General features: G+C 61.8%; 23 protein-coding genes and 1 pseudogene. 13 read left to right on the top strand and 11 right to left on the bottom strand.

From position 1 onward, the window contains the following. Positions 1-53: 53 nt before the first annotated feature. From C4K38_RS32980 to C4K38_RS21935, 5 genes are all read left to right on the top strand, one after another. A complete protein-coding gene (locus tag C4K38_RS32980; RefSeq protein ID WP_197678045.1) occupies positions 54-230 on the top strand; it encodes a carbon storage regulator in 177 nt (58 codons plus the stop codon). Positions 231-250: 20 nt separating this feature from the next. Beyond that, positions 251-637, top strand: a complete 387-nt coding sequence (locus C4K38_RS21950; RefSeq protein ID WP_053280174.1) for a hypothetical protein — start codon at positions 251-253, stop codon at positions 635-637. Between the two features lie 205 nt (positions 638-842). Beyond that, positions 843-1,016, top strand: a complete 174-nt coding sequence (locus tag C4K38_RS21945) for a response regulator (RefSeq protein ID WP_124345313.1) — start codon at positions 843-845, stop codon at positions 1,014-1,016. Then, the gene (locus tag C4K38_RS21940; RefSeq protein WP_269458524.1) at positions 982-1,254 is read left to right on the top strand and encodes an outer membrane protein; all 273 of its coding nucleotides are present in this window, start codon (positions 982-984) and stop codon (positions 1,252-1,254) included. The genes C4K38_RS21945 and C4K38_RS21940 overlap by 35 nt, the downstream gene beginning before the upstream one ends. A 170-nt stretch (positions 1,255-1,424) precedes the next feature. After that, positions 1,425-1,871 (top strand): response regulator, encoded by a 447-nt coding sequence (locus C4K38_RS21935; RefSeq protein WP_025807434.1) that lies wholly within the window; start codon positions 1,425-1,427, stop codon positions 1,869-1,871. A gap of 124 nt (positions 1,872-1,995) precedes the next feature. On the opposite strand, the gene C4K38_RS21930 is transcribed toward C4K38_RS21935, so the two are convergent. Next, positions 1,996-4,119 (bottom strand): flavin monoamine oxidase family protein, encoded by a 2,124-nt coding sequence (locus tag C4K38_RS21930; protein ID WP_053280173.1) that lies wholly within the window; start codon positions 4,117-4,119, stop codon positions 1,996-1,998. 12 nt (positions 4,120-4,131) lie between these two features. Here C4K38_RS21930 and C4K38_RS32475 point away from each other — a divergent pair, with 12 nt between their 5' ends. After that, the gene (locus C4K38_RS32475) at positions 4,132-4,401 is read left to right on the top strand and encodes a fimbrial protein (RefSeq protein WP_053280172.1); all 270 of its coding nucleotides are present in this window, start codon (positions 4,132-4,134) and stop codon (positions 4,399-4,401) included. 46 nt (positions 4,402-4,447) lie between these two features. Here C4K38_RS32475 and C4K38_RS21920 read toward each other — a convergent pair whose 3' ends face one another. Both C4K38_RS21920 and C4K38_RS21915 read right to left on the bottom strand, forming a co-directional pair. Further along, entirely contained in the window at positions 4,448-5,653 is a 1,206-nt protein-coding gene (locus C4K38_RS21920; protein ID WP_053280171.1) for a hypothetical protein, read from the bottom strand. 156 nt (positions 5,654-5,809) lie between these two features. Then, complete coding sequence (locus C4K38_RS21915; RefSeq protein WP_053280170.1) at positions 5,810-6,994, bottom strand: hypothetical protein; 1,185 nt, start codon at positions 6,992-6,994, stop codon at positions 5,810-5,812. Between the two features lie 1,058 nt (positions 6,995-8,052). On the opposite strand from C4K38_RS21915, the gene C4K38_RS21910 reads away from it, so the two are divergent. From C4K38_RS21910 to qhpG, 4 genes are read left to right on the top strand one after another with little or no spacing between them, the layout of a single operon-like run. After that, positions 8,053-9,957: a sigma-54-dependent Fis family transcriptional regulator gene (locus tag C4K38_RS21910; protein WP_053280169.1), complete on the top strand. Its 1,905-nt coding sequence runs from the start codon at positions 8,053-8,055 to the stop codon at positions 9,955-9,957. Then, positions 9,957-11,675 carry an ABC transporter ATP-binding protein gene (locus C4K38_RS21905; RefSeq protein WP_053280168.1) on the top strand — a complete coding sequence of 573 codons (1,719 nt, stop codon included), beginning with the start codon at positions 9,957-9,959 and terminating at the stop codon, positions 11,673-11,675. The genes C4K38_RS21910 and C4K38_RS21905 overlap by 1 nt, the downstream gene beginning before the upstream one ends. Then, on the top strand, positions 11,665-12,342 hold the full coding sequence (gene qhpE, locus C4K38_RS21900; RefSeq protein WP_053280167.1) for a subtilisin-like serine protease QhpE: 678 nt from the start codon (positions 11,665-11,667) through the stop codon (positions 12,340-12,342). Before C4K38_RS21905 ends, qhpE begins: the two co-directional genes overlap by 11 nt. Then, entirely contained in the window at positions 12,339-13,646 is a 1,308-nt protein-coding gene (gene qhpG / locus C4K38_RS21895) for a flavin-dependent monooxygenase QhpG (RefSeq protein ID WP_053280166.1), read from the top strand. Before qhpE ends, qhpG begins: the two co-directional genes overlap by 4 nt. Before the next feature lie 263 nt (positions 13,647-13,909). On the opposite strand, the gene C4K38_RS21890 is transcribed toward qhpG, so the two are convergent. Together C4K38_RS21890 and C4K38_RS21885 are read right to left on the bottom strand one after the other, a co-directional pair. After that, positions 13,910-15,811, bottom strand: coding sequence for an amidohydrolase (locus tag C4K38_RS21890; protein WP_053280165.1), 1,902 nt, complete (start codon positions 15,809-15,811; stop codon positions 13,910-13,912). A 230-nt stretch (positions 15,812-16,041) separates the two neighbouring features. After that, on the bottom strand, positions 16,042-17,532 hold the full coding sequence (locus C4K38_RS21885; RefSeq protein WP_053280164.1) for an aldehyde dehydrogenase family protein: 1,491 nt from the start codon (positions 17,530-17,532) through the stop codon (positions 16,042-16,044). A 246-nt stretch (positions 17,533-17,778) separates the two neighbouring features. Between C4K38_RS21885 and C4K38_RS21880 the strand changes: the two genes are divergently transcribed. The 3 genes from C4K38_RS21880 to prfH all read left to right on the top strand — a co-directional run bounded on the left by C4K38_RS21880 (position 17,779) and on the right by prfH (position 20,289). Continuing rightward, on the top strand, positions 17,779-18,168 hold the full coding sequence (locus tag C4K38_RS21880; protein WP_053280163.1) for an MliC family protein: 390 nt from the start codon (positions 17,779-17,781) through the stop codon (positions 18,166-18,168). A gap of 370 nt (positions 18,169-18,538) precedes the next feature. Next, entirely contained in the window at positions 18,539-19,672 is a 1,134-nt protein-coding gene (locus tag C4K38_RS21875; protein ID WP_053280162.1) for an RNA ligase RtcB family protein, read from the top strand. Next, positions 19,672-20,289, top strand: coding sequence for a peptide chain release factor H (gene prfH, locus C4K38_RS21870; protein ID WP_053280219.1), 618 nt, complete (start codon positions 19,672-19,674; stop codon positions 20,287-20,289). Before C4K38_RS21875 ends, prfH begins: the two co-directional genes overlap by 1 nt. A gap of 239 nt (positions 20,290-20,528) precedes the next feature. On the opposite strand, the gene C4K38_RS21865 is transcribed toward prfH, so the two are convergent. The 6 genes and pseudogenes from C4K38_RS21865 to C4K38_RS21845 form a co-directional block, all read right to left on the bottom strand. Continuing rightward, positions 20,529-21,614 (bottom strand): methyl-accepting chemotaxis protein, encoded by a 1,086-nt coding sequence (locus C4K38_RS21865; RefSeq protein ID WP_414860357.1) that lies wholly within the window; start codon positions 21,612-21,614, stop codon positions 20,529-20,531. Between the two features lie 213 nt (positions 21,615-21,827). After that, positions 21,828-22,094: pseudogene (locus C4K38_RS32975) on the bottom strand (PAS domain-containing protein); the annotation flags it as partial. Between the two features lie 230 nt (positions 22,095-22,324). After that, positions 22,325-22,729: a DUF1090 family protein gene (locus C4K38_RS21860; RefSeq protein WP_053280160.1), complete on the bottom strand. Its 405-nt coding sequence runs from the start codon at positions 22,727-22,729 to the stop codon at positions 22,325-22,327. A gap of 128 nt (positions 22,730-22,857) precedes the next feature. Then, positions 22,858-23,523, bottom strand: coding sequence for an HAD family hydrolase (locus C4K38_RS21855; protein ID WP_053280159.1), 666 nt, complete (start codon positions 23,521-23,523; stop codon positions 22,858-22,860). Between the two features lie 229 nt (positions 23,524-23,752). After that, complete coding sequence (locus C4K38_RS32645) at positions 23,753-24,178, bottom strand: hypothetical protein (RefSeq protein WP_053280158.1); 426 nt, start codon at positions 24,176-24,178, stop codon at positions 23,753-23,755. After that, a complete protein-coding gene (locus C4K38_RS21845) occupies positions 24,144-25,256 on the bottom strand; it encodes a polymorphic toxin type 44 domain-containing protein (RefSeq protein ID WP_053280157.1) in 1,113 nt (370 codons plus the stop codon). The genes C4K38_RS32645 and C4K38_RS21845 overlap by 35 nt, the downstream gene beginning before the upstream one ends. Positions 25,257-25,476 lie beyond the last annotated feature (220 nt).

Below are 25,476 nucleotides of genomic sequence, written 5' to 3'. Positions count from 1 at the left end.
GAAGTTGCCGTACAATATTATTTTTCCATGTATTTTTTCGAGCCAGGTAAGGAATGAAAATGCTGTTGCTTAGTTGCAAGCCAGGCGAGACATTCAAACTCGGTGAAGAGATAGTGGTCAGCGTGATGGATATTCAGGGCAAACATGTTCGTTTGGGATTCGTGGCTCCTAAAAAAATCGCGATACATCGCCATGAGCATTACCAAAAATATCAGGGTCGGAAAAGATAGTGCAGTAATGAGGCAGTCAAATGAGCCTGAATACGGCAGACAAAATATTCCTGGTGGTCGGACTCGTCGATTTTGCAGGGATATTTATTGTGCTTGGCATCTGCTTGCACCTGGCTTACACCAAGATGGATTTGATGTTGGATCATCTGCAGAACAGTCCTATGCTCAGCACGCTGACCACGCTCAGGCACTGTGGCCCATGGGGGAAACTGATTCTGGTCGGGAGCATTTCCGGTTTTGTGACCTTCCCCAATTTTTACCTTAAGCGTGGCTGGGTCAGTGCCGAGGACTTGCTTGGTTTTCCTGCGGCGCTTAAGAGCCAGTTGGTCGTGCTGCAGTGGAGTGCGCTTGGGCTGCTATTGGTCATGGCGGGGCTTGCGGCGGTGGTCAAGCTTGGCATTGTTTAGCTTCATGATCGCGAGTCTCTCCAAGAGTGGTGAGAGCTGAGACAGTCGCCCGCCCGCAGGCCACCCGGTTGCAGTTGGCTGACAGCTCAACTGCGTTATCGCCTTAAGAAATTTCCTACAAGTCCTTGGGAACGTCCCTGCTCATCACTCCGCCGTCAGCCCGCAGAATGCCTCTCCCTGGCTCCATGGAAGCGGCAGACGAACGATGATCTCACTGCGTATTCTGGTTTTGGAAAAGCACTCGGTTCAGCGCAGCGCGGTGGTCGCCGCGCTGCAGCAACTGGGTGTCTACGACATTGTGCAGGCCTGCCGTGGCGAGCAGGCGTTGGCCTTGATGCAAAGGCCTGGCCCAGCTCGAGTCGAAGGGCTGGCAGGGTAACGAGTCTCGCCAGTACGGTTCCGCGACCCAGACCAACCTGGCCTGGTCCCTCGGCGCCGGCGTTGCCTACGACGTGACGGATCGCCTGGCCCTGGATCTCGGCTATCGCTACGTCGACATGGGCGATACCGAAAGTGGCTGGAACAACTTCCCGAATGCCCGCGGCCTGCAGGACGAGAAGATGAAGGCCAACCTGGTGTCCAGCGAGGTCGTGCTGGGTATGCGCTGGGCTTTCTAAGGTAGACAGGGAGACGTTCTCTGCGTCCCAGGTGGGGCAGGCCCCGCCTGGCATCAGGGACCCACATCCCACTGCTTGGGAAAAGTCCTACATACCGGTTTTATCGTGCTCGATAAGCTTGCGGCGCCTCAGCTGGAGTCAGCTGCACATCCAAATGGCGGTTTCCCACGATGATCAATAAAACCCTGCGGATACTGATCGCTGACGATCAGCACTTCCAGCGCCTGAACATTGAAAAGATCCTCAACCAGCTGGGGTACTTCAGCATCGCCCCGGTGCACTCGTTCGACGAAATCGAAACCCTGACGTGCTGCCCCAGCAAGCCGTTCGATCTGTTGATCATCAGCACCGCACTGGTCGCCGACCTGGAGATCGACCTTGAAGCCTTCTGCCGCGACAACCCGCTGATTCATCACGCCCTGATCTACGACAGCCGGCAGGCGCAGCTGCCGCCCATGCCGGAGCCGCTACCGCCAGTGGTGCAGGTCAGCTTGTCGGGGACGCCGGGGAGCGAGTCGCTCAAGCAGCTGATGGCGATGATCAACCCCCCTCCACAACGCCATGGGCTGCAGGTTCTGTCGTGGTTGCGCGAACTTTCCCGGGGGCGGGTCAGTTAGGGCTGGGCGGTTCGGGATGGTCATTGGATCGCTATCGCCAACAAGCGCGTTCCTACAGGTATGGCGTTGCCCGAGTGTAGGAGCGAGCTTGCTCGCGATAGGGCCTGTCCTGGCTTCGATCTGCTCAGGGGGCTGGAGCGATATGGGCGAGGGTGTCGAATAGCGGCTGTGCGTTCGGGTTGAGTGTCGTTACATCCCCCTTGTTGGCCGCGACCACCACGCCTGCCACCGCATTGATCGCACTCATGAATGCCCCTTCCAGCCATCCACCCAGGTGGCTGTAACTGTCACAAGCGAGGAAAAACCGGTTGTTCAGTGCGGGGTTGGCGGCGTGGGTGTGATAGCGGAAGCACAGGTTGCTCAGATGGTGATCGCCAGTCATATCCAGCTTGAAACCGCCAGCGCTGCGATTGGTGGTCCAGTCATAGACAAAACGGTTGTCGTTTTGCACCTTGTCCAGCAAGGCCCCGAACCACCAGCGATTGTATGTGCCGGGTTCTGCAGCGGGGTCCTGCACGTCATGGTCGACCCGGTTGATCATGGTCTGGAACATGTACCAGGCGCTCTGTGGCCCCTCGTCGCCGCTGGAGTTCTGCGGGTAGCGGGCGTAGTCCTGCTGCAGGCGGGTCGAGTCGTCTTCCCAGGTATAGCTGGCCAGGAAGCTTGAGTACTCCTGCCCTTCGATCGAGCTGGGAACGATGTAGCTGGCGGCCAGACCGGAGTCGCTGACCACGGCTTGTATCGGGGCCCCCCTGAATGTGGGGACGCTCGGGTTACTGCTGTCGGCCTGGCTGATAAGGCCGAACACTTTTGACGAGCGGGTCATGTGCAGTTGGTTGATGGCACTGACGATGCGTTCGGTTGGCGCCGTATCGGACAGGCTGAGTTGCAACGCGGGATAAACCTGAGTCGCGGTGCCTGTCTCCAGCTGAAGTCGAAAATCTCCAACCTGAGTACTGGCGATCCCATGGGGACTGTAGCCACTGCGGCGAATCAGCGGTGTCAGTTGGTCCTGGGGCATGGCGAGAATGACGTAGTCGTAGTCTTTCTCAAGCAGCGCATCGGACGTATTGGTGTAGTGCCACACTTTGGCAATACGCTGTGGCCTAATGTTCGCCGGCCTGAAGTGATAGGCATCGGACACCCTGCCATTGATGAAGTTGGCCTCCAGTTTGTCCGCCCCCTCACTCATGGTTTTTTCGTGCAGCTTTTTGATGAAATCGACATTCTCTTCCACCGGCAAGGTGTACTCATTGCTGTAGTCCCACAGCACCAGGCGCATCATCTCCACCAGCGAGATGTTGTAGAGCGGCTTGAAACCGCCCGTGCCGAAACCGAAACGCCCGAACAACTCCACGCAGTAATCGATGGTGCCTTGCGCATCCAGGCCCGGAATGTCCGGCAGCCGGTCCTCCCCTACACCAGGATTGTCGCTGACGTGGGTCATGATCTTGCGGATGGCGCCGGCCAGGGTGGTGTGATCGTGCTCAGCGATGAATGCCTGCCAGTCCTGGTAAATTCCGTCGAGGGTGCTGTCATCGGTCGATTCCGCTTTCAGAAGCACTGCTACTGCCGCGGGATCACAGTCGCCAATCTTGAACAGAGAGCTGCCGCTGGCGTTACCCGGGAAGTATTTGAAGACCAGCTGTTGTACCCGCCGGGTCGGAGAGTCGCTATCCAGCCAATCCTGATCCTTATAACGATCGACCCGATTGCCGAAGACGAACTCGGTGGGGACTTTTCCGGGATTGGGGAAAACCTTGACCCTCTCCGTGGGGTTGAACGCCTTGCTTGCGTAGTGCCAGGTCAGCCCGGCAATTTCCGGAAAACGCATGGCGCCGACTTCATACACCGTACGTTCGGTATCGCCGGTCGAGACGCGCGCGGCGCTGACCCGGCCAGCCCGTCGGTTTTGGGTATCGATGTCTTTGTTGCGTAACGGGGCAAGAAAGTGATCCGGGTCGCTGTCATACAGGTCTACGACAATCTTGCTGCCAGTGGGCAAGCCTTTGGCCAGTTGCGAGAGTTCATAAAAGGCGCAGATCCCTGCCGCACCGGCACCGACGATGGCGACTCTATGGGTACCCGCGGGTAGCTCGCCGAGCGGCGCTTGCACGGTATGGGGATAGGCGACCCGGGCCGAGTCGGGATGACGATAGTGCTGTGAGAGTTGCTGCAGGTCTGCGATGGTCGAGGTGCTGTTGACGGAGGCCGAGTTGGCCCAGTCCCAGATGACGGTAATGCTCATGATGAATGCTCCTTGCATATTCAGATGCTGACTGAGCGCCAGCTGCTTCCTTACGAGGCTTTTCGGGTGAAGATCAGGGGTGAAGCCTGTATGGATTGGAAAAATGCCATCAATGCGCTGCTGCCGCTCTCGACCGTGCGCAACTTTATGAGTGTCGATCCCCGCTGCCCGGAAAACAGCTCGTTGCGCATCACGTTGCGCGCGCGTTACTTGCAGAAGGCAACCACAGTGACGCCGGGACTGGCCAATGCAGCGGCGACCTTTACGATCATTTATCAGTGATGAGCGGAACACCTCCTGCCGGGATGCCGACAGGAGGTAGCGCTGCTTAGTCGTATCGGCTCACATAAGCCAGGACACCTTGGGCGCCCAGGGCGTTACCTTTGTAACGGGTCGCCTGCAGCAGCACGGCGATCTGGTTGCTGCTGGCGACGACTTTTGGAAAGGTATTGCCGCCGTCGCCCGGGTTGATCGATGTTTCCGCCGTCAATGGGAAGAAGGAGTCATCGAAACGGTTGAGGAAGATGCCGGTATAACCGGTACTCCAGGTCACAAGGAAGTCAATGACACCGCCTCTGGCCGGCATGGCACTGATATAGGGCTGACTCGCGGCGTAGACATTGTTGTTCAGTTGAACGGGGGAGGCGGCTTGATTGTCCTGAGCGCTTTGGTACTGCTCAGCCTCATACTGATTGGCCTTGCCGAAGATCCGGACTCGGTCGCCATAGATATAGGAGCGGGTGCCGATATACACCAGCATGATGTTGTTGTGCAGGGTGTCGAAGGTTGCATGGAACTTGCCCATGCCGGTTTGCGAGTAGCTGGTCATCGGCTTGACCGGCGACGTGCCGGCGCTGGGTCTGCCCACCCGCAGGAAGTTGATCTTGCTCAGGGTTTCCTGGACGCCGACGATCACCCCGTCGCCATGGTTCATCAGCACGATATTTTCGTAGGTGGAAGCGTCCAGATCGGCACTGGGACTAAACAGGGTCGGATAGACGGCGGTGGTGATCATCACCGGGTAACTGGTCGGCTCGAGGGTGTCCTTGTCCAGCCAGATACCTTGCAACTGGCGTTCGGTCACGCCGATCCAGCAGGCGAAGAACTGGCAACTGGCGGGGTTGTAGATGACCCTGGGGCAGACATAATCACCGTTGGAGCCACTGATCTGGATTTCCGGGTAGGGCGCGCCGATACCCTGGCGCTCGCTGACGCTGTATTTGCGCGCGAAGATGCGAAAGGCCCCCGGGTCGTTGCTGGCCCAGACGGCAACAAAGTCGTCGCTGCCCTGGACCGGCGTGGTGTCGACATCCTTCTGGGTCCGCTGGGTGAGGGCGGGAAGCAGATAGGTCGGGCGCAGCGCGCCATTTTTCGTCTCCATGCGGCCATAGAGCGTGGTGTAGCCGGAAACCTTCGGCCCTTGGTAGGTGCCGATCAGGTGACCGCTGACATCGGTCTTCAGCACGCCGCGCAGGGATTCGTTGTTGCTGTCGTCATAGAAAATGTTCAAGTCGTTCAACCAATTGGTATTCATTCAGGCACCTGTGACTGTTTGAGGACTGTCTTCGGAATGGGACCCGCCGGCCGTGCAGGGCAGGCTGGGGTTGGGGTACTTGCCATCGAGCCTTGACCGCGACGCCTCATCGCAACTGCCGATACCGGGGCGACATGGACAGCGGTAATGCTCATATCAGCTGTCCTGGCGGCTGATGGACTGGCTGTGGTACTGCAGGCCGACCTGCCGGGGTTCGCTGCAGTCGTCCTGGTAGGCGATGCCATAGAGGCTGTCGGTGGCGATAGCGCGGTGGTTGCCAGGCAGCGTGGCCTCCAGGGAATACTCGATGCTGGTGGGGTCCAGGTCCGCGCTGAATTCCGAGAAGTCGATGCTGGCATCGCCCTCCCAGGAAACCAGGTAGCGACTCTGCTCCTGCGCGTCGTTCTGGATGCGGGATATCTGCGGGCGGTAATAGCTGCCGGGACGCAGGCTCAATTGCCGAAATTGCAGGGGAGCCACGCTGTGCCGGGGCCGAAGGGTTTTCTTCGAGGGCGTATCGCCGAAGATCTGCGAGGCAATGCCATAGATCCGTTGCTCTTTGGTAACCGGGGTGATGGTGCCGAAGCAGGTGACCAGGGTGCTGTAATCGGGGTCGAAGACCGCCGTGTGATAACCGATCTGTTCCGCGCTCAGGTTGAACAGATGACGGTGGCTCACAACCCCGCTCCGGGGGGGACCGACGTGGTAGACCGCGATGTTGTGGTGGCTGTTGACGAACTGCAGGAAGGCGCCACCGTTGGTGTCGGCGACCAGGGTCAGGTTGCGACCGAGTTGGCGCAGGTTTTCGTCGCGGTAGGACTCGCAGACTTCGGCGTCCAGTTCGGTCACGCGGGAGGTCGGTTCCAGGGTCCGGGTATCGAGGCTGGCGAGGCAGAACTTCCAGGGGCCGTCTGTACGGGCGTCGATGCAGGCGAAATAGAAGTGTTCGCCCGATGGCACCAGACTCACCAGCAGCGGCGAGATGATATTGGGGAGGTCCAGGGGGATAGGTTTTGCAACCTGGATGCCGGTAGGTTCGGCAACGAGGTGGGCAAAGAAGGCTTCATGATTGCTGGCGCCTCCCGAGTGGTACCAGGTAATTGCCAGGACGTTGTCGGCTTCGTCCTTCACCAGGCTTGCTGCGTGGATACGGGTACCGGGCGCGCTGGGGGGAAGTGGGATATCCCGATACTCATCACTGTTCACGTAGTGGCGCAGGAACGGCAGGTCGCCGTTGACATCCGTCCGATCGATGTAAAGAAACGCAGGCAGACCGTTGATGATTCCCGAATCGAAATTTCTGAAGAAGTTTCGCAAGTTTGGGGTGGATGAACTGGACATGCTGACTCTCCTTGTGGGCGAAATAGCTGAAGTTAATTCTTGCCGTGGGCTTTCCATCGCCATGGACTTTCATAGGGGATGCCGCCAATCAGGCTCTGCCCTGAAATGGCAACTTTGCGGGAGGCTGATTTAGAAGGGCACAGTAGTGTTGTGCGGGGCTGGGAGCGCTGCTCAGGGGCCGCTCGGAATAGGCAAGATATCTGGATGATTTTGCTATCGATGCTGGCGAGGTAGCCTTGTGGAAGGTGTTCTTTGAGTGGGTGAGCGCCTTTTGAATGTCCACTACGAACAGTCATTCTCCAGTGACTTTCCTGGGCTGTCTGAAGTGTGCAGGCTGACGGTCTTGATCTGTCGTAGAAGTGCGGGGCAATAGTGTTCCGACGCATGACTTCGACCTCCTTGTCGACTCGCGTTCTGTCCGTTCGCATCCAGCAGGATCAGAGTAGTCATTATTTTCTAGTGCCCGATAATATTTTTTTATTTATTTAAAACAGCAAGATGCTCCTGAGGTTTTGAGTAGTTACAGATTTGACGGATAACTGACTTTGTCAGGGGAGAGAATGATGATGCTTAGTGGCTATAGAGATAAGTGCTAATGGTAATAGTGCTGAAGTTGTCTTTATAACCCCGCTAAAGAATGATCAGAGCTTCCTGTAAGTATTGGCAATAAGTCATTTCGGAATATAGAGGGGGATTTAATTGGCAGTTTGTCCGCATGACTTATCAGGCTTGTTGCCTGCTTTATTGTTCCCCTGTTCGGACTGGTCATTTACTGGGGCCGTTTCACCGCTAGAAAAGCGTCGGGCGACCAGTGAGTACCAGGAGAGAACTGGACGCCATACGGCACTTGCCATCTGCTTTACGTTAACGTCAAGATGCCCTGGCGCGGTTTCTCCCGTGGCGCAGGTTTTGCTTCTGTAAAGGCAAGGCTGGCCACGGGCCAAACTTCCCTTTACTGCCATCTGAACCGGGTGTAGACATTGGCCGTGGCTTGCGTGCTCCTCGCAATCCAAGGGAATGGACCGGGGAGGGCCGGGCGGACCGATTCGGAGCGCTTGATGACTCTTATAAGAACAACAACGGGCGAGCTGCAGCACAAGGCCGGACTGGCCCGGAAAAAACTCCATCTGGAAGGCGAAGTCCCCGATGGCGTATTGCGTGCGGAAATCGATGCTTCATGGCGGCGCAGCCTCAGCCATGGCGTGCACTTCAATGGTCAGCCGGAGCTGAGCCTGGAGTCCGGCGCCAGCCTCGAGGTGCTGCTGGCGAGCAATCGTCTGCTGCTCGACGCGGCGATCCCCGCCATCGACTACCTGGCCGAGCGCCAGGGCCAGGACGGCCTGATCATCCTGGCCAATGCCGACGCCACCATTCTGTCGATCGAGGGCCGGGCCGACCGGCTCAAGGGTAGCGGCGTGCAAGACATCACCCTCGGCGCCTGCTGGAGTGAAGCCACCCGCGGCACCAATGCCCTGGGCACGGCGCTGGTGGAAGCACGCACGACCATGATCGATTGCGGCGAACATTACCTGGATCGCCTGAGCCATTTTTCCTGCACCTCGGTGCCCATCCATTGTCCCCAGGGCGAGATCCTCGGCGTGCTCGACCTGACCCGCGAAGGTCCGCTGGGGCGCTTCCAGGACAGCTCGGCGCTGCTGGCCATGGCGGTCAGCCAGATCGAGAGCCGGGTGTTCAACGCCTCTTACCCGGAGCAGATCGTCCTGGCGTTCCACAGCCGCCGGCAGTACCTGGAGTCCCCCTGGCAAGGCCTGCTGGCCCTGAGCCTGGGCGGGCAGATCCTCGCGGTCAGCACCCAGGCCTGCCAGTTGCTCAACGCGCCGCGCTCGACCCTGGTGGGGCGGCGCTGCGAAGAGTTCCTCGGCGTCGACGGCCTGCACTTGCTGGCGCGCCTGCAACAGGGTGGCATCGGCAGCCTGCAGACCGCCAAGGGCGAGTTTTTCTACAAGACCCTGCGCGCGCCGCAGCGCTCGATCAATGTCAGCAGCGTGCCGCGCAGCACGCCGAAAAGCGCCCCGACCCATCCGCAACTCGAGGTTTTGGCCGGCAGCAACAGCCGTTATGCCCGCGCCCTGCGCATGGCCCGCCAGGGCCTGGCCAATGCCTTGCCGGTGTTGCTGCTGGGGGAAACCGGCACCGGCAAGGAGGTCGTTGCCCGCGCCCTGCACCTGGCCGGCAACCGTGCCGACAAACCTTTTATTGCAGTGAATTGCGCGGCGATCCCCGAAGGCCTGATCGAGTCGGAGCTGTTCGGTTATCGCGAGGGCGCTTTCACCGGTTCGCGCCGTGGCGGCATGATCGGCCGCTTGCAACAGGCCCATGGCGGCACCCTGTTCCTCGATGAAATCGGCGATATGCCGCTGGCCTTGCAGGCGCGCCTGCTGCGGGTGTTGCAGGACCGCAAGGTGGCGCCGCTGGGCGCCGGCGAAGAGCAGGACATCGACATCGCGCTGATCTGCGCCACCCACCGCGACCTCAAGCAGCAGGTGGCCGACAAACAGTTTCGCGAGGACCTGTTCTACCGGGTCAACGGCATCAGCGTGATGCTCCCGGCGCTGCGCGAACGCGAAGACTTCGATGATCTGCTGGAGGTCCTGCTGGCCAAGCTCGGCAGCCCCGGCGCACCGCTGGCCGAGGACCTGCGCCAGCTGCTGGCCGGCTATCACTGGCCGGGCAATATCCGCCAGCTGGAGATGGTGCTGCGCACGGCGCTGGCGATGCGCGAGGAGGGCGAAACGGCCCTGGGCCTGGACCATCTGCCCGACAGCATGCTCGACGATCTCAACGCCAGCGAACGGCCGGCCACCGGCAGCATCCGCGAGAACCAGCTGGAGCTGATCCGCCAGGCGCTGGACAGTCACCAGGGCAATGTTTCCGCCGCCGCCGATGCCCTGGGCATCAGTCGCGCGACCCTTTATCGCAAGCTCAAGCAGTTGCGCAACTGATGTCGCGCCTGCTCAGCCGGCTGGTGGACAGCCCTGACCCCGCGGCCCTGCAAGCCGCCTTGCGCTGGTTGTATGGGTTCGTCCGCCCGCAGCGCCTGGCCATCGCCGGGCTGCTGGCGCTGTCGGTCTGTGCCTCGCTGCTGGTGCTGGTGCAGCCGTGGCTGACCAAGCTGCTGATCGACGACGGCCTGCTGGCGCGCAACTTCCCGATGCTGGTGTGGATTGCCGGGCTGATGATTCTCGCCGGGCTGCTGGGCACCGCGCTGTCGGGCATCAACCGCTACCTGCACACGCGCCTGTCGGGGCGGATTCTGTTTGCCCTGCGCGATGACCTGTACCGCCATTTGCAGCGCCTGTCGCCGGGCTTCTATGGCCAGCGGCGGATCGGCGACCTGATGTCGCGGCTCGATGGCGATGTGGCGGAGATCCAGCGTTTTGCCGTCGACTCGCTGTTCTCCGCGGTGTCCAGCGTGATCGGCCTGGTGGTGGCCCTGGCGATGCTGGTGACCCTGTCCTGGCAGCTGTCGTTGCTGGCGCTGCTGCTGATTCCCCTGGACCTGCTCTGGCTGCGCTGGATGCGGCGTAAGGTCGAGCGCGATGTGCGGCAATTGCGCGAGCGTTCGGCGGACATGTCGTCGTTCATGGTCGAGACCCTGCCGGTGATGAAGTTTATCCAGAGCGCCGGCCAGCAGCAGCGTGAAGCGCAGCGCCTGGAGCGCCTGGGGCAGGGCTACATGAGCCAGTTGCTGCGCCTGCAGGTCAGCGAGTTTTTCACCCAGGCGGTGCCCGGCACCCTGACTTCGCTGTCGCGGGCCTGTGCGTTTTTGATCGGTGGTTATTGGGTGGTGCAGGGCACCTGGCAACTGGGCGCGCTGATCGCCTTTTCCACTTACCTGGGCATGGCCGTGGGGCCGGTGCAGAGCCTGCTGGGGCTGTACGTGGCGATCCAGCGCATGACCGTCAGCCTGGGTCGGGTCATGGAGTTGCGCGGCGAACAACCGAGCGTGACCACGCCACCGCAACCGCTGCCGATGCCCAGCGGCGGCGAGCTGTATTTTCGTGATCTGCACTTCAGCCACCCGGGGCGGCCGAGCACCCTGCGCGGCATCGAGGCACGCATTCCCTATGGCCTGAAAGTCGCCCTGGGCGGCGGCTCCGGGGTCGGCAAGTCGACCCTGATCGACCTGCTGCAACGTCACCACGACCCGCAGTCCGGGCAGGTGCTGCTGGACGGTGTGGACCTGCGCCAGCTCGACCTGTTCGAGCTGCGCCGGCGCATTGCGGTGGTCAGCCAGGACATAGTGCTGTTCCGCGGCAGCCTGGCCGACAACCTGGCCTACAGCGTGCCCGACGCACCGCGCGCGGCGGTGGCCGAGGTGGCGCGGCTGGCACAGCTGGAGAGCCTGATCGAGTCGTTGCCCGAAGGCCTGGACAGCCCCTTGGGCGAGCGCGGCCAGCAGCTGTCCGGTGGGCAGAAACAACGGATCGCGATTGCCCGCGCACTGCTCCAGGACCCCTTGATCCTGGTGCTGGACGAAGCCACCTCGGCGGTGGACGAAAGCACCGAGCGCGAAGTGATAGAGGCCATCGACCGGCTGTTCGCCGGGCGCACGCGGATCCTGATCAGCCATCGGCCCTCGACCCTGGCCGACGCCGACCTGCGCTTCGAACTGGTGGACGGCGTCTTGCAGTCGGTGAAGGTGCCCCATGAAGCCTGAGCTGCGGATCGGCGTGGTCGACAGCGGACATTCGGCTGCACAACGCCAGCGGGTGCTGGCCGGGCGGCGCTTCTATCTGGTGGAGGACGGGGTGGGCGTGGGTGACTTGCGCGAGGACCCTCTTGGCCACGGCAGTGCGATTATCGAGGCGATCCGCGAGCGGGCGCCCAAGGCGCGTTTCTGTGTGGCCCAGGTGTTCGACCAGCGCGGGGTGACCAGCGCCCTGCAGATCGCCAGCGCCCTGGACTGGCTGGTGAGCCAGCAGGTGCGGCTGATCAACCTCAGCCTGGGGCTGCGCCAGGACCGCAGCCTGTTGCGCGAAGCCTGCGCGGCGGCCCTGGCCCGCGGCGTGCTGTTGTGCGCATCAAGCCCAGCCCAGGGCGAAGGCGTATTCCCGGCCCGCTACCCGGGTGTGCTGCGGGTGACCGGCGATGCCCGTTGCACCCCCGGCGAGTGGTCGTGGCTCGACAGCCAGCAGGCCGATTTCGCCGCCTGTGTGCAGGGCAGCCACCCTGGCCAGTCCGGCGCCAGCCTGGGCTGCGCGGCCTTGAGCGGGCATATCGCCCGTTACCTCGGCGAACACCGCGATGCCGACAACCCGCAGGTGGTCCAGTGGCTGCAGACCCATGCCCGCTATCACGGCCCCGAACGGCGCGGCTGGACATGAGGCCGCTGCTGATTCTCGGCGCCGGTCCGGCGGGTGCCGCGGTGGCCCTGGGCTTGCGACGCCTGGGCTACGAGGTGGCGCTGGTCAGTGAGTGGCGGCGTTTCCCGGCGCTGGAAGGGGTGTCGCTGCGGGTAATCGAAGCCCTGCGTGGCGCCGGCCTGGGGCGTGCGCTGGAGGCTGGGTTGCAGGCGTCCCAGCGTCAGGTGGCATGGAACGGCCAGAACCATGGGCAGAACGTCGAATACCTGCTGGATCGCCCGCGCTTCGATCGCGGCCTGCGCGAAGACCTGCGCGAGGCGGGGGTCGAGCTGATCGAAGGCCGGGTGCTGGAGGTGCAGTCAACGGCGGGCGGGCATCGGGTGCGGATCGAGGGGCAGGCCGAGCGCCTCGCGGACTTTCTGGTGGAGGCCCGCGGGCGCCAGGCGCCGGCATTGAGTAAAGAGCTGGGCAAAGGCCTGCGGGGCCCGGAAACCCTCAGCCTGCTCAACCGTTGGCAGGGCGCGCCGGGGGCCACCGCCAGTGCCGTGCACAGCCTTGAAGACGGCTGGGCCTGGATGGCGCGCCAGGCCGACGGCCAGTGTTACTGGCAGCTGACGGTGGACGTGGCCAGCGCGGAGTTGCCGGGCAAGGCGCAACTGCTGGATTACTGCCGTCAGCGGCGCCAGGGTTCAGCCCTAGCCCGGGAGTTTTTTGCTGACGGGCCGGAGCACGATTTGCAGCTGCACGCGCGCAGCAGCACGGCGATTCTCTGCCCGCAGGTGTGTGGCGATCACTGGATTCGCGTGGGCGATGCGGCCATGGCCGTGGACCCGCTGTCGGGCAACGGTATCTTCCAGTCGCTGTCCTCGGCGTTGCAGGCGCCGGCGGTGATCAACACCCTACTGCAACGGCCCGAACGCGCGGCCCTGGCGCAGCGCTTCCATGCTCAGCGGGTGGAGCAATTGTTCCTGCGTTTCGCCCGCATCGGCCGCGATTTCTACGCCGATGAACAGCGCTGGGCCGAACGGCCTTTCTGGCAGGCGCGACGGCAGTGGCCGGACCGCGAGCCGGCGCACTCCATGGCGGACTTTTCCGCCCTGCGCATCGAACGTGCGCCGGTATTACGTGAGGGCCTGGTGGACGAAGCCGAGGTGGTGATCACCCCGGACCAGCCGCTGGGTATCTGGCATGTGCAAGGGGTGGAGCTGGCGCCGCTGTTGCGCCGCTTGCCCAACGAACCGGCGCAACAAGTGCTGGCGGGGTTGAGCGAGGCGCAGGACAGGGCCGTGCGTGGCTGGTTGCTGGGGCAGGGATACAAGCCTTGATGCGACGGGGGCGGCTTTTGTAGCCGCTGCCGCAGGCTGCGATCGGCGGCGCAGCCGGCGTAAAGGCTTGGGCAATCGATCGGCGGATGTGTGGTGCCTGGGCGATTTATCGCGGGCAAGCCTCGCTCCTACAGAAGATGAGACAACCCTGTAGGAGCGAGGCTTGCCCGCGAACCGCGCAGCGGCCATCTGAGCCCCGTCGTTCCTGACGAAGCACTAACAAGCCGGGGCTGGACAGACCCCCGGCTTGCCATGGCTAACGGTCAGCTAGCGGGATTGACGTACACCCGGTGGCCGCCTTTCCAGGTTTCACAGACCTTGATGTCCCTGATGCTGGTGGCCGGCACTTTTTCGTCGAGGGGATCCTGCTCGAGAATCACCAGGTCCGCGAAATTGCCGTCCTGCAAGGACCCGGTCCAACCCTCGGCATGGCACTGCCAGGCCGCGTCATAGGTGATGGCTTTCAAGGCCTGCTTGCGCGTCAGGCACTCGGCTTCATTGAGGATGGGTTGCAGCCTTGGGTCGTGGACGAACCGCCCCTGGGCATCGCGAATGCCTTCCATCTTGCGGGTCACCGCCTGCTCCATGGAGCGCAGCGGCCCCAGGGGCGTTACCGAGCAGTCGCTGTGTAGGGTCATTCTCAGGTTGTGGTCCAGGGCCGACTGGCACAGGTCGAGCATCTGCTCGGCCTTGCCTTCGAAGATCGCCTGTTTGAAGGAATAGCCCCAGTAGCCGACATGACCGATCAGGAAACTCGGCGACAGGCCCAGGCGCTGCAGGGTCTGCAGGGTGTTCGCGGTCAGCAGCGAGCAGTGCTCGATGCGGTGGCGTTTTTCCAGGGCGCTGCCGCCCTGCAAGGCCGCCTCATAGGCTTGCAGGGTGAAGTCGATGGCTCGGTCGCCGTTGGCGTGGATCATCAGCGGCCAGCCGGTTTCGACGGCATTGCGCACCACAGTCTTGTAGGCATCGGGTGTGGTGACCGGGGTGTGGTCCTGGTCACAGAAATTGAAATTGCCCACCGGCCGGTCTGTCTCGCAGCAGTAAGGCTGCGCCTGATAACCCGTCAGCCCCTGATTGGAACCGTCCGACACCAGCTTGACCGAGCCCTGATAGAAGCGCTTGGCCTGTTCCCGGCTGACCGGCTGGTAGCGCGGCAGCTTGCCGATGGCCTCGGGCGTGCCATCGCAGGCGGCGGCGTAACCGATCCGCAGCTTGCGGGGGCGGGTCAGGAAGTAGGCGCCCAGTACCAGCTTCGACTGGGAGTCCATCATCGCGTCGTAGAGCAGGGTGATCCCGCGACGCGAGGCCTTGTCGAAGTAGTCTTCGAGGTGCTTGAAGATATTCAGTATTTCCAGCTGCTGCCGGAGGGGAATGCTCTTGATGGCGGCCAGCACCTCGGCTTCCTGCAGGACTCCGTTGTTGGCCCTTACGCCGGTCTTCTTGAACACCGCGTCGCTCGCCGCGGTGTTCAGGTAGGCGGTGTGCATGGACGCGCTGATCAGCAGCATCGGATGCTGCTTGTCGATGGTGTCCAGGTTGCCGACGTCATCGCCGGGGCCACAGTGCAAGGTGATGAGTTTGTTCAGGCCGTGGGGTACGACCTGGAAGGGCATCAGCGCCGGATCGACCTGATGGCCGAGGATCCAGGTCGAGTTGTCCTTGGGCAGGTTGCTCTGGATGGTGTTTTTCAACCAGAGCCAGTCATAGGTGGGCCGCAGTCGCTGGTTCTTGTGCTCATCCGGGTTGTCGGTATCGATGGCCCCCAGGTTCAGCCAGCCTTCCGTGGCGCAGCTCTGCACGATATGGGCGTGGGGTTCGATCAGGCCGGGCAACAGGGTCTTGCCGTTCAGGGACTGCTTCTTGTAGGTGATACCCAGGGCGTTCATGCGGGCTTCGACGGCGGCCAGGGTGCCGGATGCGACCACGTCGCCGGCGTGGATACCCAGGGCCTCGACCCGATCGTCCATATTGCCGTCGCGCAAGGGGTAGATGGTGCCGTTGGTAAAGATGATGGACTCGCCGGCTGGTTCCTTGGCCAGTTCATTGGCCTCCTGTGGCTGGCTAGCGGTATGGCTGGCCGGGTCGAGGCTGTCCTTTAGAGCGTTCCAGATGGGGTTGTGGCATCCGCATTGGACGCCGTCGTGATCATGTCCATTTGATCCCATGATGCTTTCCTCAGGTTTTCGGTGGTGATGAGGTGTGGGGTGAAGGTGGTTGAGCCAGGCTCACAGGGCAGCTATCGAGCCGACTCGGGCTGAGCGTAGCAGCCGTTCGGGGCGCGGACCGGGCAGTAGGTCGTCGAGCCTGAACCAGTCGTCGGGAGACGCCGGACAAACCCCGGCGCCCCCGTGGAGAAGCGCTTGCGCGAGTGCGAGGCGCTATGGGCTGTCGCGGGTCAGAGCTTGATCAACACCGACTTCAGCTCGGTGTAATGCTCGATTGCCGCATAACCCATTTCCCGGCCCACGCCGGACATCTTGTAGCCACCGAACGGCAGCGCCGGGTCGAGGGCGCTGTGGCAGTTGACCCAGACCGAGCCGGACTTGATCCGCGGGATCATCCGGTGCACCGCCGCCAGGTCGTTGGACCAGATGCTCGCACCCAGGCCGTAGGGGCTGTCGTTGGCCATGCGCAGGGCATCGGCTTCGTCGTCGAAGGGAATCGCCACCAGCACCGGGCCGAAGATCTCTTCCTGCACCAGCGAATGCTGCTGGTCGACGTCGACGATCACCGTCGGCTTGACGAAATAACCGGGGCCGAACTGCTCGCCGCCGCAGGCGATGGTGGCGCCGCTGTCCCGGCCCATTTCGATATAGCGCCAGACCCGTTCCTGCTGCCTGGCCGAGATCAGCGGGCCCATGTCGACGCTGGTATCCAGGCCGCTGCCGAGCTTCATGGCGTTGGCGATGCCGGCGATATCGGCCACCACATTGTCGAAGTGCTTGCGCTGCACATACAGCCTGGAGCCGGCGCAGCAGACCTGGCCCTGGTTGAAGAAGATCGCGCTGGCGGCACCGGCCGCGGCGCTGCCCAGGTCGGCATCGGCCATGACGATGGTCGGCGACTTGCCGCCCAGTTCCAGGGTGACCCGGGTCATGGAGTCCATGGCGATCTTGCCGATCTCCTTGCCCACCGCGGTGGAGCCGGTGAAGGTCAGCTTGTCCACCCGCGGGTTGTGGGTCAGGGCCGAGCCTGCGGTGATGCCAGTGCCGGTGACTACGTTGAATACGCCGTCGGGGTAACCGGCTTCCTGCACCAGTTCGGCGAGTTTCAGCGCGGTCAGCGGGGTTTCGTCGGCGGGCTTGAGCACCACCGTGCAGCCGGTGGCCAGGGCCGGGCCGAGCTTCCAGCAGGCCAGCAGCAGCGGGAAGTTCCAGGCGACGATGGCGCCGACCACGCCCACCGCCTCACGGCGGATAAAACTGTGGAACTGCTGGTCGGGCATCAGCGGCACTGAGACCTCGACGCTGCTGCCTTCGATCTTGGTCGCCCAGCCGGCCATGTAGCGCAGGAAGTCGATGGCCAGTTGCACGTCCATGACCTGGGCCACCGCGACGCTCTTACCGTTGTTCAGGCATTCCAGTTGCGCCAGCAGCTCGGCGTCGCGCTGCATCAGGTCGGCGAGTTTCCACAGCAGGTTCTGCCGTTCCCGCGGCCGGGTGCGGCTCCAGGGCGAATCGTCGAAGGCCTGGCGCGCGGCGAGCACCGCGCGATCGACATCGTCCACCGTGGCCCGCGGCACCACACACAGTTGTTCGCCGGTGGCCGGGTTGGGCAGGGGCATGGTCTGGCCGTCGGCGGCCTCGACCCATTCGGCGCCGATCAGCATGCGCGGGGCGCGCTGGATAAAGGCGGTGGTGGCGGGGAGCAGGGTTGCAATAGCCATGACAGAACCTCTTGTTATGCGTGAGGCGAGGGCTTTCGCAACCCCTGTGCCAGTTTTCGCTGGCGCTTAACTCGATGATTTGAATCGGGTTTATTTACGGTGGCGAGAGAGCGCCGGATACAAGCTGTCGCAATTTGCGAATGCCTTGAGACAAGTCCGGCCTGAACTTATGGGGCCCTGCTTCGTCGTACAGAGGCCCGTCGTAAAGGGGCTCGTCATAAAGGCGCATGAACAAGGAGATGTGCAGTGAAGATTTCAACGATTCTGGGAACCACCTTGCTGCTGGCGCCGTTTTTCGCCCAGGCCGCGACGACCCCGGCCGAGCCGGAATTGCCGGCGCACCAGAGCAGCCTGGCCAACTACCGCTGCGAGGGTGGGGTAGAGGTGCAGGCGGCGTACCTGAACATCGATAACGGCGCCTCGTTCGCCACCCTGTATTACAAAGGCCAACTGATCCCGATGCATATCGCCCGTTCCGGCTCCGGCGCGCTGTATGTCGCCGACGACGAGCAGAACAGCTACCGCTGGCACACCAAGGGTGACAGCGGCCTGTTGAGCTTCCTGGAAGCCGACCACACCGCCAAGGAACAGCAGTTGCTCAAGGACTGCAAGGAGCAGAAGGTCGAGGAGCAGTGAGGCAAGGGAGATGAGCCCGCAGGCGGCACTTCAAGACGTGCCTGATCGAGGTCGCCGCCGCTGGATTCATAGTTTCCGCGCTCGCCCGTAAAGGGGCACCCCGGCGCATTCGGGGTGCCGGGCGGGCTTGTTGTCTCAGACCCTGCCAGATAAAAAACTATCATTGCCCATTGTCAGAATGGCTACGCGCGGATTAATCTTCGCGCCCCTTCCCACACTTCAGCAAAGGAGATCCACCATGAAATACCTGATCGATCTTTGCAGGACGTGCCTGGTTTAAACGCTGTACTCGCTATTACTTAGCACCTCGCTTAACCCGGATTCGACCTGCCACTCCCTGACTTTATTTTTTTCCAATCAGGAATTGGACATGGGCAATTGCATCCGCAATTTGTCGGCCGGCGTATCACTTGTCGCCTCCGACAGCACCTGGATCGAAGATCAAGCGATCCAGCAACTTCAAACAACTGCAAAACTCCAGGGCATGCAACGCGTGGTCGGCATGCCGGATCTGCACCCGGGCCGGGGTTATCCGGTGGGTGCGGCGTTCTTCTCGACCGAGATCCTCTACCCGGCACTGGTGGGAAACGATATTGGCTGCGGCATGGCGCTGTGGCAGACGGATATTTCCAGTGCCCGGCTGAACCTCGACAAGCTCGAAAAGAAAATCGGCAACATCGACACTGTGCTGGATGAACACTGGCAAGAGGACCTGGCACAACTGGGATTCTTTGCCACCGGCCATGAACATGCCTTGGGAACCATTGGTGGCGGCAATCATTTCGCCGAGCTGCAACAAATCGACGAAGTTCACTCCAGCGAGCTCATGGAGGCGCTGGAGCTGGACCCCAAATCGCTCCTGCTGCTGGTTCACAGCGGCTCCCGTGGGCTGGGTGAGGCCATTCTGCGTCGACACATCGATCGACACGGTCATGGCGGCATCGCGGTCGACAGTGAAGCCGGGATCGACTATCTGCAACGTCATGACGAAGCCCTGCGCTTTGCACAAGCCAACAGGCGCCTGATCGCCGAACGCATCCTGGTGAATCTGCGGGCTCGAGGCCGCTCGGCCCTGGACATCAACCACAACCTGGTTTCGCCTGCGACAGTCGAAGGCGTTTCGGGCTGGATCCACCGCAAAGGAGCGACACCTTCCGATCAAGGCGTGGTCGTCATCCCCGGCTCTCGGGGCGACTACAGCTACCTGGTGCAGCCCGTGCCACATGCCGCCAGCTTGTATTCGCTGGCCCATGGCGCCGGTCGAAAGTGGATTCGTGGCGATTGCAAGGGGCGCCTGGCCTCACGGTTCAGCTTCGACCAGCTCAAGCGCACGGCACTCGGTAGCCGGGTGATCTGCGAGGACCGTGGGCTCATGTACGAGGAGGCCCCCGAGGCCTACAAGAGCATCGACAGCGTGGTCGGCAGCCTGCTTGAGGCTGGCCTGATCAGGATTATCGCTCGCCTCAAACCGGTACTGACCTACAAACGCCGGGGGTGCTGCTGATGATTTTGTTACAGCTATCCTCGGCGCAAGGACCGGCGGAGTGTGAACTGGCCGTGGCCAAGGCCTTGCAACGCCTCGACGCTGAAGCCGAGGCGGAGCAGGTCAGGACCAGCATCGTTGAAAGCGAGCCCGGGGCCAGCCAGGGGACGTACAAGTCGGTGTTGATCGGCCTCGGCGGCGATCAGGCGGCAAGCGTTGCCAGACGCTGGAGCGGTACGTTGCTCTGGGTCTGCAAGAGCCCTTATCGGCCCGGGCACAAACGCAAGAACTGGTTCTTCGCCGGCCAGGTCTTCACGGCGCCGGAGCAACACCAGGAAAGCCAGATTCGTTTTGAAACCATGCGCGCCTCAGGTCCCGGCGGGCAGCATGTGAACAAGACTGACTCGGCGGTACGCGCGACCCACCTGGCAACCGGCATCAGCGTGAAGGTGCAATCTGAACGCAGCCAGCACGACAACCGGCGCATGGCGATTTTGCTGATCAATCAGCGCATTGCCGCCATCGAGCAGACGGCGCAAATGGACATGCGCCTGCAACGCCGTGATTTCCATCATGGCGTCGAGCGCGGCAATCCCCAGAGGTCATTCACAGGCGTCGGTTTCATTCCCCGGAATTGAACCTCGCCCCAGGGAATGGACACATCACCCCGCCAAGGCACGTTGGGATAGCCAACGGCCTACATTAAAGGCCCCGCGCTGATTGGCAGGAGGCTGCTCACTCAAGGGGAAACGGCGCTTACCCGAGATGGGCAAGCGCCGTTTTTTCTTGGGCCCAAGCGCTGCCTTGAGCAGCCCAGGCCTTTGGTTGGTGAGCCAGGCGAAGCGCATTTTTCAACCTGGCACAAATTGCCCCGAACCTAGCGGTTGAACCGCTCCACCAGCGAGTACTGGGTGGTGGCGGTCTGGGTCAGTTCCTTGCTCAGTTCGGCCGAGTGATGGGCCTGCTCCGAGGTCTGGTCGGCCAGTTGCGCGATGGTGCTGATGTTGCGGCTGATTTCCTCGGCGACGGCGCTCTGCTCCTCGGTGGCCGCGGCGATCTGGGTGGTCATGTCGGTGATGTTGGCCACCGCCTCGCTGATGCCCAGCAGCGCCTGGTCTGCCTCCAGTACCCGGGCCACGCCTTCCTCGGCCTGGCGCTGGCCGCTTTCCATGCTCTGCACGGCGTTTTGCGAGGAACTCTGCAACTGGGTGATCAGCTCATGGATCTGCTGGGTGGATTGCGCGGTGCGCTGGGCCAGCTGGCGCACCTCGTCGGCCACCACGGCGAAACCGCGACCCATGTCGCCGGCACGGGCCGCTTCGATGGCGGCGTTGAGCGCCAGCAGGTTGGTCTGGTCGGCGATGCCCTTGATCACATCGACCACGGTGCCGATCTCGTCGCTGTCCCTGGCCAGTTGCGCCACGTTCTGCCCGGTTTCGCCGACCACCTGGGACAGGCGTTCGATGGCTTCACGGGTATCGCGGGCCACTTCGCGCCCACGTCCGGTCAACTGGTTGGCGGCCTGGGTGGCGTCGGCGGTGCGCTGCACATGGCTGGCCACTTCCTGGGTGGTGGCGGCCATCTGGTTGACCGCGGCGGACACCTGCTCGGTTTCCAGCCGCTGGCGGTCCAGGCCACGGGAGCTGTCGCTGGCCAGGGTATCGGAGCGGCTGGCCAAGGCATTGAGGTGTTCGGCGCTGTCCTGCAGGCGGGTGAGGCAGGTTTTCAGCCGCGCGTCCTGGCTGACGAAGGCGGTTTCCAGGCAGGCCTGGGGGCCGCGGGCGTCGCTGTACATCTGCGCGATCAACGGGTCGCAGGTGGACGAGTCGGCCAGTTGCAGCAGGCGCCGGGCGGCATTGTTCTGGCGCTGCATCGCCAGCAGCGCCAGGGGCACGGAGATCCCGGCGGCCACCGTCAGCGCCAGGGGCGGTGCCAGCCAGAGGCCGCTCAGGCCACCGGCCAGGCCCGTGGCCAGGAAGGGCGCCCAGCCCAGCAGGGCCGGTTGCCAGCGATGCCGGCGGGGGATGGCCGGCTGCTGGTGGTTGAGACGCTGGTAGAGGTCTTGCGCGCGGCGGATCTGTTCGGCGCTGGGTTTGACCCGCACCGATTCGTAGCCGACGATCCGGCTGCCCTCGAAAATCGGCGTGACGTAGGCGTTGACCCAGTAATGGTCGCCGTTCTTCGAGCGATTCTTGACGATACCCATCCACGGCTGGCCCTGTTTCAGCGCCGCCCACATATGGGCAAATACCGCGGGGGGGACATCGGGGTGACGGACGATGTTCTGTGGAGCGCCGATCAGGTCATCGCGGTCGAAACCGCTGATGTCCACGAAGGCATCGTTGCAGTAGCTGATGACGCCATGGGCGTCGGTGGTGGAGATGAGTTTCTGGTTCGATCCCAGAGCCACTTCACGTTGTGTAACGGGCTGATTGTTTCTCATTTCCAGATTGCTCCCTGTGTCCTACAAAACCCATCGGCACGAGTCAGAACAATCTTAGCTAAATGTTAGAAAATTCCTTGCATAACAATTGGTTGCATTCCCATCTGCGAGGAATTCTGAATACTCCCGAGCAGATTTTGCAGATCGTTGAATCTGTTGGGAAAAGTCTGGCGCTGGAGCAGGCTCGCCGGAGCGAGCCGGTGACGGAGCTTATCGGGCAAGAACCCGCTTCAGCTGTCGTGGGCGCCGAGGGCGTATTGCAGGACTTGCAGGGCGTGGGTGAGCCGGGCCTTGCGTTTGTCGATGATGCGCGGGTCGCCATAACGTTGCGCGGCCTCGAGTTCCATCTGGCGCAATATCACCTGGTACTCGGCCTGGCGCAGGGGCGGGTTGTGCTCGAAGTGCAGGCCGTCGCAATAGCGGCTGAGGGGTTCCAGCGCCCGTTGCAGGCCGGCCAGCTGGCGGTACTCAGGATCGGGCAGGAGTTTTTCCAGGCTGCCCTTGATGGCCTCGCCGCGGGTCAGGCAACTGCTGGTGGCTTCCGGCGGGGCCGGTTCGGGGGCTTCCTGGGCGTGGCCCGCGCTGGCTGCAAGGCCAAGCAGGGCCAACAGGGAGAGGGAGGTGAGGGCGTTCATGAAGGTCCTTGATGCGACAGGCGTGCGGGGCGCTATCTTCAAGAGCCAACGCGCGCCGGACCATCAGACACAACTGAAAAAGCCTTAGGTTATTTCTGAGTTTTCCCGTCAGACTCTGGGGCGCGGTCTCAGCGCGAACCGAGCATCCGCTCGATCACCGCCCACAATTGCGGGTCGTTGAAATCCTCGACCACCAGATGGGCGCCGGCGGCCAGTAGAGCCTCGGGGCTCTGGCTGGTGGCCAGGCCGACGGTGAAGATCCCGGCCCCGACCGCGGCAGTCAGGCCGGGGATCGAGTCCTCGAAGGCAATCCCGGCCTCGGCGCTGGCACCCAGGCATTCCAGGCCGGTGAGGTAGGGCAGCGGATCGGGCTTGGCCCGCGGTAGCTCCTCGGCCACCAGCACCGTGTCGAAGCGATCGCCCAGCCCCAGCACGGCCAGCATGTGCTCGGCGTTGGCCCGCGGCGCATTGGTCACCACGCACACGCCAATGGCGCGTTCCCGGGCGAAATCCAGCAGGCGCAACAGGCCCGGCATCGGCGTCAGCTGCGGCGACAACTGGCGAAAGCGCAACTCCTTGCGGTCGGCAAAGGCCTCGTGCTCGGCTACCGAGCGCTGCGGAAACAGGTAGCGGCACATATTGGCATTGGCCTGGCCACTGACATGGGCCTCGAACTCTTCCTGGGTGAACACCCGGCCATCTTCCTCCAGCAACAACTGCTGCAATGCCAGCAGGTGCAGTTGGTCGGTGTCGGTCAGGGTGCCGTCGAGATCGAAAAGCAGGGCATTGAGCATGGCGCGATTCCTGTCAGGGCCGGTGGCTGAAGCGGTTAAGCCAGGCATCGTAGCAGGGCGAAGATGCCTTGATCGAGAACAGGGCGGTTCGTGGTGTGGGATTTATTCCTAATGCACCTGAGCCTGGAGTTGCAAACAGGTACAAAGGCCTTGGGGGATTTCGTCTGCGTGCTACTTCGGGGGAGGCTGGAGGTAGTGGCAGGTGACCACATAACGGCATTGGCACAGCTTAAGGTTTGGCCCTGTCGTGCTTACACTGCCCCAAGCGCTCAGTATCCGTGCCACTTCCTTCGCTTGTGTCAATGTTGCCGTTCAGGTCGAGGTAAATCTTTGTGTTTGGCCACTTGGGCGTGATTCCTACGCAGTGGTCTCTACCCGTCTTGCTCCGCCAGTAAAACATCATAAAAAACTCATCATCAGGAAAAATGAATCCGTTATCTCCAGTGGACTCCCCTGGATGGATGCCCCCCCTATATATCCTGTGCTGTGTATTCCAGACGTATCGAAGCTCCTCTTTTCCGTCCTGGGAGTAATAGACGGAGACTGTGGGGGTCGCCACGTACCAAAATGCGACAGGGGCAAGCAGGAGAAGTAAAAGCACTCGCCTGACATACCGAGTTTTAGATTTCTTTACATTTGTGGACAATGGCACCATCCCCCCATTCCTCTGGTGTAATTGCAAGAACTTCATCCATGATCATCTTTGCCGTGATGCCTCCATTAGGGTGTTGGCTATAAAGCTTCATCCCTATGTTGATTGATATACGGTCGGGGACATCGTCCCAAGCCCGAAGCCCATCAATGCCTGCGGATCGCTGCGGTCCCCTGCGTTCATTCCACTTCTGGATCTTTCGCAGTGAGTCTGAAACGATTTGCTCAGCTCCGGCCCCGTCTAACAGGACGCTCTCCGAAAACCCACCTGCCAACCCCACATAGCCATAGTGGATGTTCGACCAAATGTCGTAGTAATAGTCATAGCCCCCTTGCTTATGCCGTACCTCTCCGTCAAATAGTTTTAATAACTTTGGTTTGTGGTCCCAGGGTCGATTCTGCCCGACTCGCTCGGTCCAGATAGCAAAAGCTTTCGCTTTCTTCCCTAGCGCCAAGCTATGGAAGTCAGGGTGCTGGCCGAGCCTCATGTAGAAAGGCAATGCGGCGTATTTGCGGGCTTCCTCTGCCAGGTCAAAGCTATTCAAATCTTTCATTTGGCGTACAGACGGGCTGTTGATGTTGGTATTCATCTCGCCCGCAATATAGGCCGCCAGCTCTTCCATCCTATCGGGGTCATTACAGACCTTTTCTTCAGGCGCCTTGGAGGCCGCGCTCGGATCGACCAAGGCATTTGCAGCAGTGGCCTTTTCGATCAGCCTTGGGTCGGCCAACAAGGTTGCCATCTTTTCATCATCGACAGAACCATCAGGCCGAAACACCCCAAGCATTGCAAAGTTGATGATTGCGGCCCCTGGAGCGGGTCCAAAGAAGGTATTGGGTGATCCAGTGATGATCGTCCCGCCGTGGCTGGTAGGGCTACCCAGATGAGCCATGGGACGACCGTTCAGAAGAATGGAAGGAAACCCTGTGGTAATGACCGCACCACAGCCGCACCTGTCGCCGACTCGGGCCGCGCCCATGGAGTTGATGTTTATGTCGCCGGAAGCGAAAGCAATCGAAGTGGTGCCGTGACCGGGAAGAGGGCAGACATGTTTGTCGCCCAGGCGAGCGGAAGAAAGCATGGGAGTACATCATCCTTGTGCGTTGACTGATCCGTGGGGCTATGGCTCGTTGTAGAGCTCCGCGAGCCTATTCAGGCGCACCAGGGCAAGGCTTTAGGACGATTCTGAAATGTGCTGGCGCCATCGCTGCGATGGCTGATTGGTTCCCTCATCGCCGTGTATGTCTCAGAGTGGAACAGTTGTCGCGAAATTAAACGCGTCAGGCAGTCGATTGCCTGGG

Origin of the sequence: Pseudomonas chlororaphis subsp. piscium, assembly GCF_003850345.1 — a bacterium.
Classification (GTDB): Bacteria; Pseudomonadota; Gammaproteobacteria; order Pseudomonadales; family Pseudomonadaceae; genus Aquipseudomonas; species Aquipseudomonas piscium.
The sequence above is the reverse complement of the archived record's forward strand: the minus strand, read 5'-3'. Positions and strand labels throughout refer to the sequence as shown.